This window comes from Bremerella sp. TYQ1, from assembly GCF_020150455.1.
In the GTDB taxonomy this organism is placed as follows: Bacteria; Planctomycetota; Planctomycetia; order Pirellulales; family Pirellulaceae; genus Bremerella; species Bremerella volcania_A.
The window spans coordinates 2,738,599-2,757,736 of the sequence record NZ_CP083740.1 but is presented as its reverse complement, the minus strand read 5'-3'; the positions used below and the strand labels follow the sequence as shown (position 1 = coordinate 2,757,736).

The 19,138-nt window shown below is 54.8% G+C and carries 15 protein-coding genes; 12 read left to right on the top strand and 3 right to left on the bottom strand.

Annotation, left to right across the window (positions count from 1 at the left end; all coding sequences use genetic code 11):
- Positions 1–129 precede the first annotated feature (129 nt).
- On the bottom strand, positions 130–648 hold the full coding sequence (locus tag LA756_RS10685; protein ID WP_224439866.1) for a M48 family metallopeptidase: 519 nt from the start codon (positions 646–648) through the stop codon (positions 130–132).
- 685 nt (positions 649–1,333) lie between these two features.
- Between LA756_RS10685 and LA756_RS10680 the strand changes: the two genes are divergently transcribed.
- The 11 genes from LA756_RS10680 (at position 1,334) to LA756_RS10630 (ending at position 14,610) form a co-directional block, all read left to right on the top strand.
- Positions 1,334–1,915: a TetR/AcrR family transcriptional regulator gene (locus tag LA756_RS10680; RefSeq protein WP_224439865.1), complete on the top strand. Its 582-nt coding sequence runs from the start codon at positions 1,334–1,336 to the stop codon at positions 1,913–1,915.
- Positions 1,916–2,073: 158 nt separating this feature from the next.
- Positions 2,074–2,997, top strand: a complete 924-nt coding sequence (locus LA756_RS10675; protein WP_224440375.1) for an alpha/beta fold hydrolase — start codon at positions 2,074–2,076, stop codon at positions 2,995–2,997.
- An 85-nt stretch (positions 2,998–3,082) separates the two neighbouring features.
- Positions 3,083–3,544, top strand: coding sequence for a nuclear transport factor 2 family protein (locus tag LA756_RS10670; protein ID WP_224439864.1), 462 nt, complete (start codon positions 3,083–3,085; stop codon positions 3,542–3,544).
- Positions 3,545–3,715: 171 nt separating this feature from the next.
- Positions 3,716–6,724 (top strand): PSD1 and planctomycete cytochrome C domain-containing protein, encoded by a 3,009-nt coding sequence (locus tag LA756_RS10665; RefSeq protein ID WP_224439863.1) that lies wholly within the window; start codon positions 3,716–3,718, stop codon positions 6,722–6,724.
- A gap of 17 nt (positions 6,725–6,741) precedes the next feature.
- Positions 6,742–8,181 carry a DUF1501 domain-containing protein gene (locus tag LA756_RS10660; protein ID WP_224439862.1) on the top strand — a complete coding sequence of 480 codons (1,440 nt, stop codon included), beginning with the start codon at positions 6,742–6,744 and terminating at the stop codon, positions 8,179–8,181.
- Between the two features lie 129 nt (positions 8,182–8,310).
- Positions 8,311–8,625: a DUF3302 domain-containing protein gene (locus LA756_RS10655; RefSeq protein WP_224439861.1), complete on the top strand. Its 315-nt coding sequence runs from the start codon at positions 8,311–8,313 to the stop codon at positions 8,623–8,625.
- A gap of 24 nt (positions 8,626–8,649) precedes the next feature.
- Entirely contained in the window at positions 8,650–9,774 is a 1,125-nt protein-coding gene (locus tag LA756_RS10650) for an HlyD family secretion protein (RefSeq protein ID WP_224439860.1), read from the top strand.
- A gap of 165 nt (positions 9,775–9,939) precedes the next feature.
- Positions 9,940–10,890, top strand: coding sequence for an SgcJ/EcaC family oxidoreductase (locus LA756_RS10645; protein WP_224439859.1), 951 nt, complete (start codon positions 9,940–9,942; stop codon positions 10,888–10,890).
- Between the two features lie 39 nt (positions 10,891–10,929).
- Positions 10,930–12,642, top strand: a complete 1,713-nt coding sequence (locus LA756_RS10640; RefSeq protein ID WP_224440485.1) for a hypothetical protein — start codon at positions 10,930–10,932, stop codon at positions 12,640–12,642.
- A 159-nt stretch (positions 12,643–12,801) separates the two neighbouring features.
- Positions 12,802–13,662 carry a DUF2314 domain-containing protein gene (locus tag LA756_RS10635; RefSeq protein ID WP_224439858.1) on the top strand — a complete coding sequence of 287 codons (861 nt, stop codon included), beginning with the start codon at positions 12,802–12,804 and terminating at the stop codon, positions 13,660–13,662.
- Between the two features lie 228 nt (positions 13,663–13,890).
- Positions 13,891–14,610, top strand: a complete 720-nt coding sequence (locus tag LA756_RS10630) for a tetratricopeptide repeat protein (RefSeq protein WP_224439857.1) — start codon at positions 13,891–13,893, stop codon at positions 14,608–14,610.
- Here the strand turns inward: LA756_RS10630 and LA756_RS10625 are convergent.
- Positions 14,592–15,617: a hypothetical protein gene (locus tag LA756_RS10625; protein WP_224439856.1), complete on the bottom strand. Its 1,026-nt coding sequence runs from the start codon at positions 15,615–15,617 to the stop codon at positions 14,592–14,594. The genes LA756_RS10630 and LA756_RS10625 overlap by 19 nt on opposite strands.
- 160 nt (positions 15,618–15,777) lie before the next feature.
- Here LA756_RS10625 and LA756_RS10620 point away from each other — a divergent pair, with 160 nt between their 5' ends.
- Positions 15,778–17,343 carry a choice-of-anchor I family protein gene (locus LA756_RS10620; RefSeq protein ID WP_224439855.1) on the top strand — a complete coding sequence of 522 codons (1,566 nt, stop codon included), beginning with the start codon at positions 15,778–15,780 and terminating at the stop codon, positions 17,341–17,343.
- A gap of 92 nt (positions 17,344–17,435) precedes the next feature.
- Here LA756_RS10620 and LA756_RS10615 read toward each other — a convergent pair whose 3' ends face one another.
- Entirely contained in the window at positions 17,436–18,938 is a 1,503-nt protein-coding gene (locus LA756_RS10615) for a DEAD/DEAH box helicase (RefSeq protein WP_224439854.1), read from the bottom strand.
- Positions 18,939–19,138 lie beyond the last annotated feature (200 nt).

Genomic DNA, 19,138 nt, shown 5'->3' with positions numbered 1-19,138 from the left:
AGAAGACAACAGACACCTAGATCAAGTCGCGCAGATATTGTGCTCCCCTGTAAAAGCAATTGGCGGCAGAAAAGATTTGTTTCTGCCGCCAAAGATGTCTCGCGAAGTTATACCGTTGCGAGTAGGCACTTATTCCTGGACGATACCGTCTTCAAATAAACCTGGCTCGAAGTCGAGCATAACTTGGGACTTCATGTCGTTCGCTCCACCTAGCATCCACATTGCACGCTCCCAAAGGGTGAATCCTTTTTTCCATTGGCGGATGCAGCGGCGTAGTCGCTGAACGCCTGGGTGGGTCTCGTCCATGGCTTGGGATAGAACGTTCAGGCCACCTTCGTTACGGCCGGATAGAAGTAGAGCGGTCGCGAAGTTGACTTTGTATTCAGTCGGCACCTCTGGTCGAACCCAAACGCATCCTTGCTTGAAGACGATCTCGCGATACAGGCTGACGGCTGCTTCATACTGACCGAGCCGCAATAGGCATACCCCTTTCGCATTCTTCGATTCTAAGTCCTTCCCGGCTGCTTGAAGTAAGTTCAATGCTTGGCCGTAATGCTGTTGCCGTATCAACTGCTTTGCCCGCGCTAAAACCGTGTCAGGCGTATGGGAGTCCGCCAATTTGGCGGTAGGAGAAATTTTACGATTCATAGAAAACCCTTCGCGATCCGCGCATGTTTCACCAGGGAAGTGAAACCGGCGGATCGCCCTTAAACAATGGCCAGAAAACGAATCACGATTGCCGACAAGCTCGGCGTTCGTTTAAATCTGCCAGCGGGTTTTTAGAGATCGTAGAGACACAACGTGGCATCGGTTGTGTCCTGAAGAAAAAATAGAATCGACGACCGCAACGGAGTCGTCACAGCCAGGCATTTCACAGACAGACAGCGGAACACGAAGCGGTTCGAAGCGAAGTGTGCCTGATGATTCAGAGCGAGATCGGACGGCCGACTCGGAGAAGAAGAGGGTCACGTTCCCGAAAGAGCTTGAACCAGATTCTTTCCAAGTAGAGTTAGAAAGACGATTCGACTTGGAGAGGGAGTCGATAACAGGGAACGAGGCTGCGACGAAGCTTGCCAAGACAGCAAGCATCATGCCCCAAAGGATAAACCGCCGTAGACGATTCATCAGACTCTTTCCCCGTAAAACGTAGCGAATAGCTGTCGGTAGATACACTTATTTGAGAATACGTCTGGCTTCCATTGCCGTCAAGATGAAGCCAACTGGTCGATTCCTGCACTGCTGGGGCCGCTTTCGAAGCGCATACCGCAGAGGCAGATTCAAATAGTTTAAAATCAGTCCTTGCTAAAAACAGACAGGTCTGTATGATTGGGGCATGAGCAAAACCGAAAGAAAATCGAGTGCCCGACAACGGCTTTTAAGTACGGCAGAGAAGTTGTTTTATTCCGAAGGCGTGCGTGCCGTGGGTGTCGACCGGATTATTGCCGAGGCGGATGTTGCCAAGACGACGCTATACAGCCATTTTCCTTCCAAAGACGATCTGATCCTTGCTGCGTTGGAAAAACGAGAAACGGACGTCGACGAGATGTTCGAGAAGTCTATTCAGCGGTCCGTCCAAAAAGGAGGAACCCGACTGGAAGGCTTTTTTGCCGCCTTAAAAAAGTGGTTTCAGCAGTCTGGTTTCCGGGGCTGCTCCTTCATCAATGCTGCGGTTGAATTAGCGGATCGAAGTCATCAAGCTTCGCAATTTGCATCGGCTCACAAGCAGCGGTTTCATGCAAAGATTCATGAGATCATCGAGCAGGACTACAACGCCACAGCGGCCAAAGCGATTGCCCCCGCCATTTCGTTGTTAGTGGAAGGAGCGATTGTTACCGCGGTGCTCGAAGGTTCGGCCAAATCCGCCGACACTGCCAAGGCTGCCGCCATGCAAATGATTGATGCGGTAGAGGGCTAAGAAAGCAAAGGGTAGGGGCATGCTCCTATCCCTTTTTTTAAGACCAACACGACAGACCTGTCTGTTTGGTTGGTCGGCCATGAGTTTGTCAATAAATCATTTCAACGGAAAGGGAAATAGAAATGAAAGTACCAGCGCTGTTCGCCATCATGGCAGCCATGTTTCTAGGGGCGTTGTTAAACGGCGTAAGCCAAGCTCAAGAGGTCGATCATTCGGCTCAAGTTAAATACCGTACGGTCGAAGTCGACGGTCTTGATATTTTCTATCGAGAAGCAGGCCCGCAAGACGCTCCCACGATCTTGCTGCTGCATGGCTTTCCGACGTCTTCCCACATGTTTCGCAACTTAATTCCCAAGCTCGCGGACAAGTACCATGTGGTCGCGCCCGATTACCCTGGGTTCGGCAACAGCTCGGCACCAGCGGTCGAAGCGTTTGAATACACCTTCGATCACCTGGCAGAAGTCGTCGAGAAGTTCACCGAAAAGGTTGGCGCTAAGCGTTACTCGCTTTACGTGATGGATTATGGAGCACCGATTGGATTTCGCTTGGCCGTCAAGCATCCTGAACGCGTCGACGCATTGATCGTCCAGAATGGCAATGCGTACGAAGAAGGCATCGACAACGAATTTTGGAAGCCAATCAAAACCTACTGGGCAGAGCGAACGCCAGAGCATGCGGATGCTTTGCGAGACTTCCTGACACTTGATGCCACCAAGTGGCAATTCACTCACGGTGTCCGCGATGCTGAAGCGATCAGCCCCGATAACTGGGGCCACGTGCAGCCACTGTTGGATCGGCCTGGGAACCAGGAAATTCAGTTGGCTTTGTTCTACAGCTACGGAAGCAACCCGCCGCTCTATCCAGAATGGCAGAAGTACCTTCGCGAGCATCAGCCTCCAACGCTCATCGCATGGGGCAAGAACGATCAGATCTTTCCGCCGGCTGGGGCCTATCCCTACAAGCGGGATTTGAAGAACGTCGAATTTCATCTTCTCGATACGGGCCACTTTGTATTGGAAGAAGAAGGAGCTCAGGTCGCCCATCTGATCCGCGAGTTCCTCGGCAAACAGGGGAAACGTTGATCCTTCGTATTTCTCCGTCGCATCATGCTTGCCCGCAGATCGCAAGTGTTTCTATTTAAAATTGTTAACGAAAAGAAAGTAAGCCATGTCTGCAATTCGACCACCCTTCAATCGAGAAACAGCACTCGCCAAAGTTCGTGCGGCTGAAGATGCTTGGAACAGTCGCGATCCACAAAGGGTCTCGTTGGCGTACACCATTGATTCGCAGTGGAGAAACCGAAGTCAATTCGTTCAAGGGAGAAACGAGATCCAAGAGTTCTTGGCTCATAAGTGGGAAAAAGAACTCGACTATCGTCTGACGAAATCACTATGGAGCTTTACCGATAACTGCATCGCAGTCCGCTTTCAGTACGAGTACCACAATGCTGAAGGAGAGTGGTTCCGTGCGTATGGCAACGAGCTTTGGGAGTTTGACGAGGAAGGGGCGATGCGTCGCCGCGAGGCCAGCATCAACGATGTTCGTATCCTGGAATCAGAACGTCGCTTCCATTGGCCGGCGCCTGGGCCGCGGCCGGAAGAAGATCTCGGGATTCCTGACGTCCGTTAATTGTCATCCGTCCACATGGCGGTACACAAAGGGCTGCCGCTTGATACGACCAAAGACCGGCTGGTCTTACGGCGTAAGCCATGAAAAGGATTGGCAAATCGGGCGAAGTGGGGATATACTACCAGCGTACGCACTGAACATTCCCACCTCGCCAATTCATGAAACGGGCGTATGCCACTATACCAGTCCTTTCTCTCCATTTCTTTGCTGCTTGCTGTCTGGTGTGCTTCTGCAGGGGCAGTCTTTGCTGCGGAGCCGATCGATTTTAATCGAGACATACGGCCGATTTTCGCGTCGAAATGCTTTGCATGTCACGGCCCTGACGAGTCGCATCGAGAAGCCGATCTGCGACTGGACGAGCGAGACGCGGCAATCGACTACGGTGCCCTTGTGCCAGGGTCGGCTGAGGAAAGTTTGCTGTGGGAGCGGATCATTTCTACCGATCCCGAATTGCAAATGCCTCCTCCCCATACGAACGATACCCTGACTGCCGAGCAGAAAGAGCTTTTCCATCGCTGGATCAAGGAAGGGGCTCGTTACGCAAAGCATTGGGCTTTCGTCCCACCCGCAATGCCGACGCTGCCTCAAGTGTCCCAGCAAGACTGGACGCACGGGCCAATCGATCATTTCGTTTTAGCCAAGCTCGAAGCGTCCGAGCGGAAGCCAGCCATGGCGGCAGATCGCTATGCGTTGGTTCGCCGCGTGTATCTCGATTTGATCGGTTTGCCACCTACGCCACAACAGGCCGACGCATTTGTCAACGACCAAGATCCTCTCGCCTACGAAAAGCTGGTCGATCAATTGCTCGCTTCGCAGCACTACGGCGAACGGTGGGCCAGGGAGTGGTTAGACCTCGCTCGCTACTCCGATACCAATGGCTATGAAAAAGATCGAGAACGTTCCATCTGGCCCTATCGCGATTGGGTTATCCGTGCCATCAACGAAGATATGCCGTTCGATCAATTCACGATCGAGCAGCTTGCCGGCGATATGCTGCCAGATCCAACGCAAAGCCAACTCGTCGCGACCGGGTTTCATCGCAACACCATGTTGAACGAAGAAGGCGGGATCGATCCACTCGAATATCGACACTATGCGATGGTCGATCGAGTGGCTACCACCGGAACGGTTTGGCTCGGGCTGACGATCGGCTGTGCCCAGTGCCATACGCACAAGTACGATCCCATCACGCATACCGACTACTACTCGTTCATGGCACTACTGAACAATGCCGATGAACCGGGGCTGCTGTTAAAGTCGCCTGAGGTTGTTAAGCGACGGGAAGAGGTTCTCGCTCAGATCGAAAAACTGGAAGCGGAACTCCCCAGTCAGTTCCCCGCAATCGATGGAGAAGGGGAGGAGTCCGATCGCCGACAAACCCATCTTCAGGCCCAGCAAGAAGCATGGCGAAAGGAGGCCCAGCGGCAATCAGCCCCTTGGCAAACGCTGCGAGCAATCAAGTTGGAAAGCAATTTGCCGAAGCTGGAAACACTAAAAGATGGTTCGATTTTCTCCAGTGGCGATATCACCAAGCGGGACGTATTCACGCTTAGCTTTTCAATCGATGAGAAGCAGTTGCCACTAACGGCACTTCGCCTGGAAGTGATACCGGATGAACGATTGCCGGCCGGAGGGCCAGGGCGAGCCTATTACGAAGGGCGGCAAGGAGACTTTTTCCTGAGTGAACTTTCGGCCAAGTTCGATGGCCAGCCGATAACGCTTGACAATGCCTCTCATAGCATCGGAGGTGCCAATTCAGATGCATCGAGTGTCCTGGATGGGAATGGCTCGAGCGGTTGGGGGAACGCTGGACAGGATGGGAAGTCGAATCAACTGATCGTGAATCTAACCAATCCAATCACCAAGCCTGGGACTCTGCAGGTAGAGCTTCTCTTTGAACGTCACTTCGCTGCCAGTCTGGGGCGTTTCCGCATGTCGGCTGCCTCGGCAGATAAAAAGCTGACGGCTAATGCGTTTCCGGTCGAAATCGAACAACTGCTAACGCTGGATGCTGCGGCACTTACCGAGGAACAACAAGCCCAGCTAGAGCGATACTACTTGAGCATTGCCCCTGAATTGGCTGAGGCCCGCAAGCCGATCGATAAGCTGCGATCTCAGCTGCCGAGCTTTCCCTCGACAATGGTCATGCAGGAGCGTCCCGACGACAATCCCCGCGCGACCCATCTGCATCATCGAGGGGAATATCTTAGCCCGAAACAGAAAGTCCCCCCACGCGTCCCTGAGTTTCTCGCCAGCGAAAAGTTGCCGGAGGCCAGAAACCGTTTGGAGCTGGCTCAATGGCTGGTGCATGAAGAGAATCCGCTCACGGCGCGAGTCGTTGCCAACCGAGCCTGGCAGGCCTTCTTCGGTCGTGGTTTGGTCGAAAGTAGCGGCGACTTCGGTACTCAGTCGGCCCCGCCAAGCCATCCCGGATTGCTCGATTATCTCGCGTGTTCGTTGATGGAAAACGACTGGTCCATGAAATCGCTTCATCGCGAGATCGTTCTCAGTGCGACCTATCAGCAAGATTCGCAGCAAGGGGAAGGTGATCCACAAAACCGATGGTTGGCCAGGGGGCCGCGGCTACGTGTCGATGCGGAAATGGTGCGAGACATTGTGCTCTCGGCCAGTGGAAAGCTCTCCGACAAGATGTATGGTCATGGGGTCTTCCCCCCTCAGCCGCAAAGTGTGACGGCACTCGCCTACGGCAATTTCAAATGGACGCCGTCCCGAGGAGAAGATCGCTTCCGCCGATCGATTTATACGTTCAGTAAGCGAACGGCACCGTTCGCTGCGTTTACCGTATTCGATGCTCCTAGCGGCGAAGTCTGTACCGCCAAGCGAGACCGCAGCAATACGCCGCTGCAAGCGTTGACACTTTTGAACGACGGGATGTACATCGAACTTGCTCAGGCAATGGCTGCCGCGGCAAAAGACGAAGCTGATAGTGACGAAGCAATTGCGGAGAATCTCTTCCGGCGATTGCTCACTCGGCCACCGGAATCGGAAGAGCTGAAAGCGATCCTGCAGTTTCACGCCAGTCAGCATACGCGTCTTCGTGACGGAGAGCTCGACGTGAAGGCGATCGGCGGCGCCAAGTCGGTCGATCCCAACGACGCCGCTTGGGTTATGGTGGCTCGTGCTTTGATGAACTTGGACGAAGCAATAACGAAACCTTAAGTAAGAACCAGCCCCCTATGAATTGGTTGCACACCCAAACTCGCCGGCACTTCTTTCGTAACTGCGGTGTCGGACTCGGTAAGATTGCTTTGGCTTCGCTATTGGCTGAGTCCGGCTTGGGCACGCGCGAAGCCCAGGCCGACACGGCAAGTCCGTTCGCTCCCAAGCCGACGCATTTCCCCGGAAAAGCGAAACGGGTCATCTACTTGTTTATGGCCGGCGCTCCGAGTCAATTGGAATTGTTCGATCACAAGCCGAAACTGGCCGAGATGGAAGGCAAACCAATTCCTCCTTCGGTCATTGCTGGACAGCGATACGCGTTTATTCAACCCGATGCGGCCGTGTTGGGGCCACGCTTTAAGTTTGCCAGACATGGCCAGAGTGGGGCGGAAATCTCGGAGATGTTGCCCCACTTGTCGAAAGTGGTAGACGATATCTCCATCTTGCGATCCGTCCACACCGACCACTTCAATCATTCGCCGGCGCAACTGTTCTGCAATACCGGGAACGGTGTGCCTGGTCGGCCAAGTATGGGGTCGTGGCTTAGCTATGGTCTTGGTAGCGAAGCCAACGACTTGCCGTCGTTTGTCGTGCTGAAAAGTGGGGGCAGTCTCAGCGGCGGTGCCGCGATGTGGAACGCAGGCTTTTTGCCGTCCGTCCATCAAGGCGTCCCCTTCCGCGGACAAGGCGATCCAATCCTGCATGTTTCCAACCCGCCTGGCTATGACGTGAAAGCCCAACGCGATTCGATAGATTTGATTCGTCAGCTCAACCAGCGTCAGCTGGGGGATGTTGGCGATCCTGAAATTCAGACGCGGATGGATGCCTACGAAATGGCCTTCCGGATGCAAGCTCGCGCGCCGGAGTTGATGGACTTCTCGCAAGAGTCGCAGGAGACCATGCAGCTTTACGGTGCCGATCCCAGCGATACCAAGAAGACGTTTGCGAATAACTGTTTGCTGGCTCGTCGATTGGCCGAACGCGGTGTCCGCTTCGTTCAAGTCTATCACGCCGGATGGGACCACCACAGCAATGTCGAAGGAGGTGTTCGTTCGCAGTGTCTGCAAACCGATCAAGCTTGTGCCGCGCTGGTAGAAGACCTGCGTCGCCGTGGGATGCTGGACGATACATTGATCGTCTGGGGAGGCGAGTTTGGTCGCACACCCATGGTGGAAGCAAGTGCCGCTTTGGGACGCAGCCAAGGACGCGACCATCATCCGCAAGCGTTCACCATGTGGTTTGCTGGGGGTGGTATGAAGGCCGGATTTAGTCTCGGTCAAACGGATGAGCTCGGCTTTAATGTCGTCGAGGACAAAGTCCACGTGCATGACGTCCAAGCGACGATTCTCAAGTGCCTGGGGATCGATCATGCCAAGTTGACATTCCGGCACCGCGGCTTGAATTTCAAGCTGACCGGCGTCGAAGAGCATCATCCCATCGATGCGTTGCTGGCTTAGCATGCCGCTGCAATAAGATCTTGTTCACTCTTAACGCAAAACGGTGACGCCGCGCATAAGCTCTGCTAGACTGAAAGCCGCTTGGGTCAGCACCCCCACTGAAAAGCCTTTCTGTCTAGGAATGATTGGATGGACTTTGCTACGTACTTTGCCTGGTTCGTGATCGCGGTTTTGTTTTTTGTGATTGTCGCGGCGATTGTGGCCCTGGGTTCTTTGCCAGGGAATATCGCCAAGCAGCGAAATCATCCGCATGCCACCGCGATCAATGCGGCCAGCTGGATTGGTTTGGCGCTCGGCGGCATTACCTGGCCGCTGGCGTTTATCTGGGCGTTTATTCCTTTCGGAGCTTCGCCAGGCTCGGCCGAATCGGACGTGGAGCGGCTTCGCGAACAAGTCGCCCAGTTGCAAGCGGAACTCGCAACCGTCAAAAAGTCGGCCAACTAAGCCCTTCTCTCAGGCAAGCAAACCATGATCGCTTTGTTCATCATTTTGTACGTGACCGGCATTTGGCTCTTCTACATTCAATTGAAGGTGAAGCCAACGCCAATCAACTTGGCCGTTTGTGCGGTGATTGGTGTTATCGCCGTCGGAGGAATTGTCATCTTTTGGCAGTTCTCTGCGCCTACCTCCAGCCAGTTAGTGGTAACGCGGCATACGATCCAAATCGTTCCTCAAGTCAAAGGGCCAATCACGAAGATTAAAGCCCAGCCCAACGTGCCGCTGACGAAGGGGAAAGATGTTCTATTTGAAATTCAAACAGAGCCTTACCAGTTCGCTGTCAATCAAAGTACCGCTGCGTTGTCCGCAGCAGAGAAGTCGGTCGAGCAGCTGCAATCTGGTTTGAAAGTGGCCGATGCTTCCATTCAAGAAGCCACGGCCAGCCTAGAGGCTGCCAAAGCCGATCTCGCCGCAAAAGAAGACGCCAACCAGCGTTCCGCGGGGGCCGTCAGTGCATTAGAGATTACCCAGCTCAAAGCGAAAGTCGCCGCCGCCGAAGCCAGCGTACAAAAAGCTGGCGCCGCACGAGAAGAGGCTGGCTTTGCCTTGGAAACGGCCAAGCAGCAAGTCGATGTCGCTCAAGCTCAACTCGATACGGCAACATTTGATCTGCAGCAGTGCGTCGTCTATGCCCCAGCGGATGGCTTTGTTACCAATTGGCAGGTACGCGAAGGGACGATGGCTGTTCCCTTTCCGTTCGCCCCAATGGGAACGTTCGTCGATACGACCGACGTCGATGTCGTTGGGATCTTCAGTCAGAACATTATCAAGAATGTGGCCCCCGGCGACCGTGTCGAGATTGCCTTAAAGAACCATCCCGGAGAAGTGTTCGCAGGCACCGTCGATTCGGTTCTTCAGGCCAGCGGAGAAGGGCAGTTCGTCACTTCCGGTCAATTGGCAAGTGCCGCTTCGGTGAAGTCGAACGGCAAGTTTGCCGTGAAGATCAAGCTGGATGATGCCGAAGTGGCTCAGTCTTTGCCGATGGGAACCGCCGGGATGGCAACCATCTATACCGAGAGCGGCAAGCCGTTTCAGATCATTAGCACCGTCACCGTGCGAATTAAAGCCTGGATGTATTACCTGATACCGATGTAACCCGGCAACAATGCGCAAGTAGCATGAAACTCCGATGAAGTGCCGCACCGCTCTGGCGATCTTTCCGCACTTTTATTGCACCCCGGAAAAAACGCCACCTATAATTTGGGGTGAATCACCACCAGAGGGGCACTACTACCGAGAAAGCCAATAGGGGGGCGTCCAGTGCGTTTCTTGACTTCGACGTTGCAAAAAATAAACATCGCGGCGGTCGGTCGCATGGTTTTGGCTGGCGGAATGCTTTTCGTTCTCGCCACCACCGCATCTGCTCAGCAGGCGGAGACCAAGCTCGATCCACCTGGCGAAGAGCTCAAAACTTTCTTTCAGCAGTTTGAAGCGGCATTCAACAAACACGATGCCGCCGCCATCGCCCAGCTTTGGCAAGAGTCTGGCGTCCACCGTCAATCATCGGTCGATGCGACGCTGGAAGGTCGCGACGCCATCTTGAAGGCTTACCAACAGCTGTTCAAAGCAGATCCCGAAATTCAGTTGTCGTTAACGCTGAATTCCTTTCGCGTCGTTTCGCCGCCGGTGGTTAGCGTGAAGTGCTCGACCCAAGTGGTGCATACTGACAAATCGGTTTCGTACTCGCGGTTGTCGGCCCTACTCTTTAAGCAGGGCAATCAATGGTTGGTCAGCGAAGTGGACGAAATGGATGTTCCCGTTTCGGTCACAACGCCTGGCAGCATGCTTCACGAATTGGCCTGGCTGGTCGGAACGTGGTCGGACGCAACCGACAAGTTGCAAGTCACCAATCACGTTTTCTGGGGACCTGGCGGGAACTATCTTGTCCGCGACTATCAGATTGCAACCAAGCAAGGGCTCGGCCACTGGGGCATGCAGATCATTTGCTGGGATAACGAAAAGAAAGAAATCCGCTGCTGGCAGTTTGAAGCAGACGGAAGTTTTGGGGAAGGAACCTACCAACCTGCAGACTCAGGCAGTTGGCGTTGTCCGATGGTGGTGAAGCTGCCCGATGGTCGGCGTGCTTCGTTCACACAGGTAATTCGTCCAGTTTCCGAGAACGAAATTTCGTTGAGCCTCGTCGACATGGAAGTGGACGGCCAGGCATTGCCTGGAAGTGGCCCCGACAAACTCGTTCGTCAAAGCAACTAGGATTCCCCAGACACGCACAAAACAGCAGAAGGTAATTCCATGACTCGGAAACTCATGACTTGGTGTTGGGCAGTCCTCGCGGCGGCCATGTTCCCCCTGACCACATACGCCGTTGGCTTCCACGGCGGAGGCGGTTTTCATGGTGGCGGTATGGGCGGTCTCGGAGGCGGCTTCCATGGCGGCGGTGTGATGGGTGGCGGTGGCTTTCACCCAGGCGGACCTGGCGGTGCTGGACTCTCCGGTAACTTTGGCGGTGGCGGTTTGGGAGCCGGCGGCTTTCATGGTGGCAACGTCGGTGGTATGCATCTTCCGTCGGGTGTTCATTTGCCGGCCGGTCAATTGAACTTGCCAACGAGCGGTGTCGCTGGCCGATTCCCTGGAACGCTTAATCCCACTTCGCTTCACGCCGGAGATGGCTTGGCTGGTATCGGCGAAAGCCATGCCGGTTTCCCTTCGTTTACGACTCACTTGCCCAACGGTGGACGTCCATCCGGCGGCGAGCTGCAAAGCTTTCTCGGCCTGCAAGGGGGGCCGAAAGCGGATGGCATGCTTCATTCCGCGTTCCCTCCGGACGCGTCCGACAAGCTTCAAAATAAGCTGAACAACATTGTTGGGCCTGGCAGTGCGGGGGCCAACAAGCTGAGCAGCTGGCTTGATAACAATCCTGATCGTGCGACGAAGCTCGAGCAGTGGGCCGATAAAGCAAAGGGATCTGGCTTCCCAGGTGGCGACGCATGGAGCAAGAACCATCCCAACGCCGATCAGAAAATTCAGCAATGGCTCGGTGGCAACGGCCCTAAGCCTGGCAGCGATTTCTGGAACAAGGATCATTCGAATATTGGCAATAAGATTCAGAACTTCACCAACAACGGAAACATTGGCAATAAGATCCAGAATATCCACGACAATAACAACATTCACATCGGCAACAATAACATCAACATTGGTGGCGATTGGTGGAGCAAAGATCATCCTCATATCTCGCAGAACATCGAAAATCACTTCAACTGGAATCGGCCTGGCAGTGATTGGTGGAGCCACAACCATCCGAACCTCGGACCGTGGTATTACCAACACGATTGGCATCATCACGACTGGTGGTATTGGTGGGGAGGCGTTACCTGGGGACGCATGACGGCATGGTTCCCCGCATGGGGCTGGGGCACTCCGGTCTATTACGACTACGGCTCCGGGGGCAACGTCGTTTACGAAGACAACTCGGTCTACGTCAACGGACAAGATGTCGGCACGCAGCAAGAGTATGCTCAGTCTGCGATGGACCTGGCGACCGTCCAGCCATCCGACACGCAGTCCGACTCTTCCGATACCGACAGTTCGCAGTCTGATAGCCAGGACGAGCAGTTCCTGCCGCTGGGAACGTTTGCCATTTCGACCAGCGAGCAAGATCCTTCCCCGACTCGCGTCATTCAGTTGGCGGTCGATCGAAATGGGATCATTAGTGGTTCGTATCTGAATAACTCGACCAACAAGACGTACCTCGTGCAAGGGAAAGTCGACAAGAAGACGCAGCGTTGTGCGTTCACCGTCGGCGATAACTCGTCGACCGTCTTCGAGACCGGTATCTATAACTTGACCAAGGATGAAGTTCCCGTGCTAGTTCACTTCGGTACACAAAGCACCGAGCACTACCTCTTCATTCGCATGGATCCACCCAAGGATGCTGACAAGAGCGACAGCTCCGACGCAAACGGTGACGCGAACAGTTCCAAGCCAGAAGGCTTGCCGTTCTAGTCGTTACGCTTGTAAATGAAACGGCTGAGACGCCCACGTATTGCGTGGGCGTTTTCGTTTCGAACGCGCCAAGAAAAATTTTGGAATTAAGGATCCGTTTCAGTAAACTGAAGGCATCCCGCACTTCTCATCCCATCTTATCTGCGAGGGCCAGCCGCGATGTCTGAAGCTGAAACCACTATCTTTCTTACCCCTGGCGAAGATCCCGCTATGGAGAAAGCGGCCGAAAAGGCTCGCCAGACGTTCAAGTACTTCTGGCGAGAGATGGCCTGGGAGCGTCGCCGCATCATCCCGGGGCTGGAACTTGCGGTCGTCAAAGCGACGTTTCGCGATCCGCCGGAGATGCAGTCGAACGATCCCAATGCAATGGAGGCGGAACAAATGTGGCTGGTCGATGTCGACTTCGATGGTCGGCAGCTGACCGGCACACTGATCAACTCGCCCCATTCGCTTCGTTCGGTGAAGGAAGGAGACATCGTCCAAGTTTCCGGCAAGCAGATCTACGACTGGATGTATGTCGTGTTTGGCAAAGTCTACGGCGGTTTCACCGTCGACTTGATTCGGCAACAAATGGGCAGCAGCGAGCGTCGCCAGCACGATGCTGCGTGGGGCTTCGACTTCGGGCAAGTCGGAATCGTCAACTTGGTTCCACCAGAAAACATCGGCGAAGAACCCAAGAAGCAAGGATTCTTCGGCAAACTGTTTGGCAGCGCGAAAGAAGAACCGCAAGACTACAAAAAAGTAGCCGCTACCGAGCACCCCATGTCAGTCAACATGCGTCCGTCGTTCGAGGAGGCGTTGGCCGGCAATCCTGAGATGCTGAACCAACCAGACGACAACGGCTTCACGTTCTTACACCAGTTGGCCCTCGCTGGCTCGCTTGACGGCGTCGAGGTTTGTCTCGCCCATGGAGCCGATCCCAAGCGACCAGCCAGCAACGGCATGACCCCCTATATGCTCGCGAAGTCGCTTGGTTGGCGAAAAGTAATGGCGAAGCTCGAAGAAGCAGGCGGGGCTTAATTCACCACGCAGCAACTACCACGCCTTCGACCAACTAGCAGCCATCGTCCAGTCGGTTTCTGCAAAGTGGTTAGCTTATTTTGCGAGACCGTGGGCGTCTGCCCATGCTATCGTGCGTATTGTTGCGCGGAAGGTGTTCGTGCACGCAGGAAATATGGTAGCGTTCCAAAGATAACGCTAAAATCTCAAGCTCCTCGTCATCTCTCCCCATTTCCAGTCGGCCAGGTAATGATGCTGAAGCAGTTTCCTTTCATTCTTTGTCTCCTCGTGCTCCTCGGTTCGAGCGGCTGCGATGTTTCTCCTTCGGGCGATTACCTCGTCGAGCGTGGTGCTGTTTATTACGAGCAGAATGACTATGCCGCAGCGATTGGTGAGCTGCAGAAGTCGCTTGATAAGCCTCGGTCGAACTTTACTGAGAGTGAAGTGCTGACGTTAATTGGCAACTGCTACGTCGAGCTGGGCGAGTACGAAGAAGCGATCCGCTTTCACAACAAAGCGATCAAAGCCGATCCGAAGTACCACAAAGCGTACGTCAACAAAGGAATCGTATGCCGGATTCAAGGCGACTTCGACGAAGCGGAGAAGCTGTACAGCAAAGCCCTCGAGCTGGAACCGGAATATGCCGAGCTGCACGTCAGTCTCGGGGCACTCTACATTCACCAAGAGCAATACGACAAAGCGGTTGCCCATCTGGAGAAAGGGGTGGAACTGGACGATACGTTAGCGGTTGGTCACTCTAATTTGGCATTGGCCTACGCCACCGTTGGGCGTTTTGCCGACGCGAAAAAGCAACTCAAGAAAGCGATCCTGCAAGGGTACGATCACCCGGAAGATATTCAAATGCGAATCGAAGCGTTCCAATCGATTGCGAAGCAGGAAGAGGAATCATCCGGCGCGGAAGTTGAAACGTCCGACGCCGACGACGCCTCTCAGGTATTGCCCCAATAGTCAGGCTCGTCCAAGCACAAGTCAGCCACTCCAGCCGCAACGGCAGGGAAGGGACCGAACGTCGCTCCATGATCGTGCTGACTTGGCCCGGGGCTGTAAAGCAGAAAGTCATCGGCTCGACGCGGCACAATCAGCATTGGCTGGTAGATGAAATCGTCCTGCGTGAAGGGATCGAGTGGAACCGTTTCCAGCACGCCTGGCACCAATTGTTCCAGCGTTTCCGGATAGCTCTCGGTCATTCCCTGATAGACGCGAATGGCTAAATCGACCATCAGCAATCGCATCACGCAGATGTGTCGGTTTTCGCACAAGTCGTTCATTTCGACGCGCTCGTCGTCCGACATATTCTGGGCATCTTCGATCATCGCTTCGTAGTCGGCGATTTCCTCTGCTGACATCTTCGCTTTGTCTTCGTCCGAAAGTTCGGCTTCGGACCAATCGGTCGGTTCCTCCTCGTAGTCGACGGCAATTTCCCATTCGCGATCGCGCTGCACGACCACTTCCCACGAATCACGCTGGGCATCCAGCGTTAAAACCGCAGCCAACAATCGCGAGCAAAACGTCGCTTCGTACGCCGTGCGCCAACGACGGATGACATCAATTCCTTGCAGCGTGATCATCCAACTGGTCATGTGATCTACCTTCAGACCGCCCCGGCTGGTGGCATTGCTCAGCTGCAGCAGATCGAGACCCACCTGGGCGGCATCTTCATAACGTTTCTCGAAACCAGCCAAGATCCCTTCAGCGCGAAACAGCCTACCTAGATCGCGAAGGTAGACGATGTTGTTACTGTTGTTGGCAAAGAAGTCACGCTCGTTCACCAGCGGAACGCAGCACTCCGGCCCCAAGTGTGTGCGTGCATTTACTAAAACATCACGATTTCGCTCGACCAGTTCGCGTAAGCCTTGCACGTCGGCCTGCACGACAAGGTCGTCATACGTTGCATCAATCGTTACCTGGGCTGCCGCAGCGGTCAGGCGTTGGTAGGGCGTATCTGGCTTCGTCATCGATTCTTTACCACGACTTCACGGTTTTTCGATACCGAACTTTCCCGCTTTCAATATATCGAAGTTATTCATCACGCCTTCATCGGTTGCCAACATTTCCTCTGGAAACTTGTCGGCTTATTGTCTTTTCTGACACACCCATAGATGAAGGATCACCTGGATGAAATTGCTTTCGGTGAGTGGTGCGATTCTCGCATCGCTGATGTTGGCGGGCACAGCGTTCGCTGGCCCATTGGATTTTCTGTTCGGCACGCCTGCTCTGGAAGAAGCCTGGCGATACACGGCTGCCGGCGGGGAAGGGGCCTCGGAAATCGCGGCGTTCGACGCGTCAACGCAGAAGGTTTTCGTGACGAACGCAGTCGATGGAACGGTCGACGTTTTGGATGCGAGCACCGGTTCTCTGCTGGAACAAATTGAAGCTGGCGACGTCAACAGCGTGGCTTGCTATGAAGGACTTGTGGCGATTGCTATCGCCGCGGAAGAAACGGGCGTCCGTGGCAAAGTGATGTTGGTCGACGCCAACAACTATTCGATCCTGGCCGAGCCAGAAGCAGGTTTCCTGCCGGACATGGTTACCTTCACTCCCAACGGACGCTACGTATTGGTAGCCAACGAAGGCGAACCCAACGACGACTACGATGTCGACCCTGTCGGTTCAATTTCGATCATCGACGTTCGGAAGCCTGGTAATCCCAAAGTGTTTGAAGCAGGCTTTGAATCGTTCAACGGGGACGAAGCCGCATTGAAGGCTGCCGGCGTGCGAATCTTTGGCCCAGGCGCATCAGTTGCTCAAGACTTGGAACCAGAATACATCGCCGTTTCGGCCGATTCACGTACGGCCTACGTCTCGTGCCAGGAAAACAACGCCGTCGCAGTGGTAAGCATTTCTGCGAAGAAGGTGCTGTCCGTCAATCCACTCGGTTACAAAGATCATACGCTGGCAGAAAATGCGATGGATGCTTCCAATCGCGACGAAGGAATCAATATCCAAACCTGGCCGACGAAGGGAATGTATCAGCCAGACGCGATCTCTTCGACGCGGTTCCTGGGGTTCACGTTGATTGCGTCGGCCAACGAAGGAGATGCCCGCGACTACGACGGCTTCTCGGAAGAGGAACGTGTTAAAGACTTGGTTCTCGACGAAGAAGCTTTTCCAGATGCAGAGCTCCTGCAGGAAGATGAAAATTTGGGGCGTTTGAACTCGACGCTGGCAACCGGCGACCTCGATGGCGACGGCGATCACGACGAGATTTACAGCTACGGCGCTCGTTCGTTCTCTTTGTGGCTATTCACCCCGTTTGGCGAAACCATTCAAATTTACGACAGTGGCAACGACTTTGAAACAATCACTGCCGCACTGGTTCCTGATTACTTCAACTCGCAAGAAGGCGACATCGACGAATTCGATTCGCGTAGCGACGACAAAGGACCTGAGCCGGAAGCGATTGACGTCGGCAACGATCTCGGCAGTACGTGGGCGTTCATCGGCATGGAACGTGTCGGCGGCGTGATGCTGTACGATATCACCAATCCGATTCGTCCTGAGTTCGTCGAGTACTCGCGAAACTTGATCGACGCGGGACCGGAAGGAATCGACTACGTTTCGCGTGGCGACAGTCCATTCACCGAGCCGGCGATTGTTGTCTCGCATGAAATCAGCGGCACGACGACGATGTTCAGGATCAAGCGGACCGGCGGACTGCTGTCTGGTCTTTTGAACGACTAACGCGTGCCGTGTGGCAGACATTCGAAATAAAATCGGCCTGGGGGCAATCGCTATCCCAGGCCGATTTCTTTTATCGATTTGATGCCGCAGGATTAACCCTTGGCAGGTGCCGGTCGGCGTCGCTTTTGCTTGGCCTGTTGGCCGGAAGCTGGCTTGCTGCCCAAGCGATTCGGCTTCTTCTTATTGCCAAAGCGGCTGGCCGTGGCTGGCTTTTCACGCTTCGGAGGACGATCTTCGCCGCTGCGTTCGTCCGACTTGGCGTTGGTACCGAAACGACGTGGCTTCTTGCCTGGTTTGCTTCCGCCGGGCTTGCTGCCAAAGCGTCGCTTACCGCCACCACCGCCGCCACCACGTGGTCCGCGCCCACGACTATCGCGGCGACCGGAGTCTTCACGTGGAATCGGATCGGTTGTCTCGAAACCTTCCAGCGCCGGTTCGACAGGAATCGAAACGCGCGTCAGCTGTTCGATCTGCTTGAGCAGGCGGCGTTCGCCCCCGGCACAGAACGAAACGGCTACTCCTTCCGCCCCAGCACGCGCGGTGCGGCCGATGCGGTGGACGTACGTCTCCGGCGTTTCCGGCAGGTCGAAGTTGACCACGTGGGAAACATCGTTCACATCCAAACCACGGGCCGCGATGTCGGTCGCGACGAGAACCGGAGGACGCTTGCTCTTAAATTGAGCGAGCGTGCGGCTGCGAACGCTTTGGCTTTTGTTGCTGTGAATCGCGGCGGCACGCATGCCATCCTTTTCCAGCAATCGGACAATCTTGTCGCAGTCATACTTGGTGCGAACGAACACCAGCGTGCGGCTGCGTGGCGTGTCTTGCAGGTAACGCGACAGCAGCGCCGACTTTTGTCGCTTGTCGACAAAGTGGACCGACTGCTTGATCCGTTCGGCCGGGGCTGCCACCGCAGCAACTTGCACCGAGACTGGATTGGTCAGCCATTTTTCGGCCAACTGGCGAATCTCTGGAGGCATAGTCGCCGAGAACATCACCGTCTGGCGATCGTCAGGTACCGCGGCAACAATCTTCTTAAGCGCCGGCAGAAAGCCCATGTCGAGCATCTGGTCCGCTTCGTCGAAGCAGAGGATTTCCAGCTGCGAAAGATTGATGTGGCCCTGGTTCATCAGGTCGAGCAAACGGCCCGGCGTGGCGACCAACGTATCGACACCCCAGCGAAGATCGCGCACTTGAGGGTTCTGCGAAACGCCACCGAACACAACGGTATGCTTCAAAGGAGTCGCACCGCCGTACTTCTTCAGGCTCTCGCCGATTTGTGCGGCAAGTTCGCGCGTTGGGGCCAACACCAACGCTCGCAGCGGACGAGGTGGCCCTTGGAACTTGTTCGACATTCGCTTTCCCTTGACTCGTGGGGTGGGCTCACGAGGTGGCAGCGTTTCCAGCAAGCGATGCAGCATCGGCAACGCGAAAGCAGCCGTTTTGCCGGTGCCTGTTTGGGCGCAACCGATCAGGTCTTTCCCATTCAGGATCACGGGAATGGCTTCCGCTTGAATCGGCGAGGCCGTTTCGTACTTCAGTTTCGCCAAAGCACGCTGAAAAGGTTCGGCCAGTCCGATGTCAGTAAATTTCATACAGATCGTTTCTTTCGAAATTCGTCCGCAGACCATAGGTCTAGAGTCTCTCTCTGACCGAAAGCGCGAACTGTGAGCCCGTTCAAAGGGCTTTGCCAGGTTGTCGGCCAACGCTGCTTGCCTCACGTGGCAAGGAAATCTTCACGCGGATTGGTTCGTCGCGTGGGGTGGCCGTAAGGGGCAAGAATATCAGTCGCGGT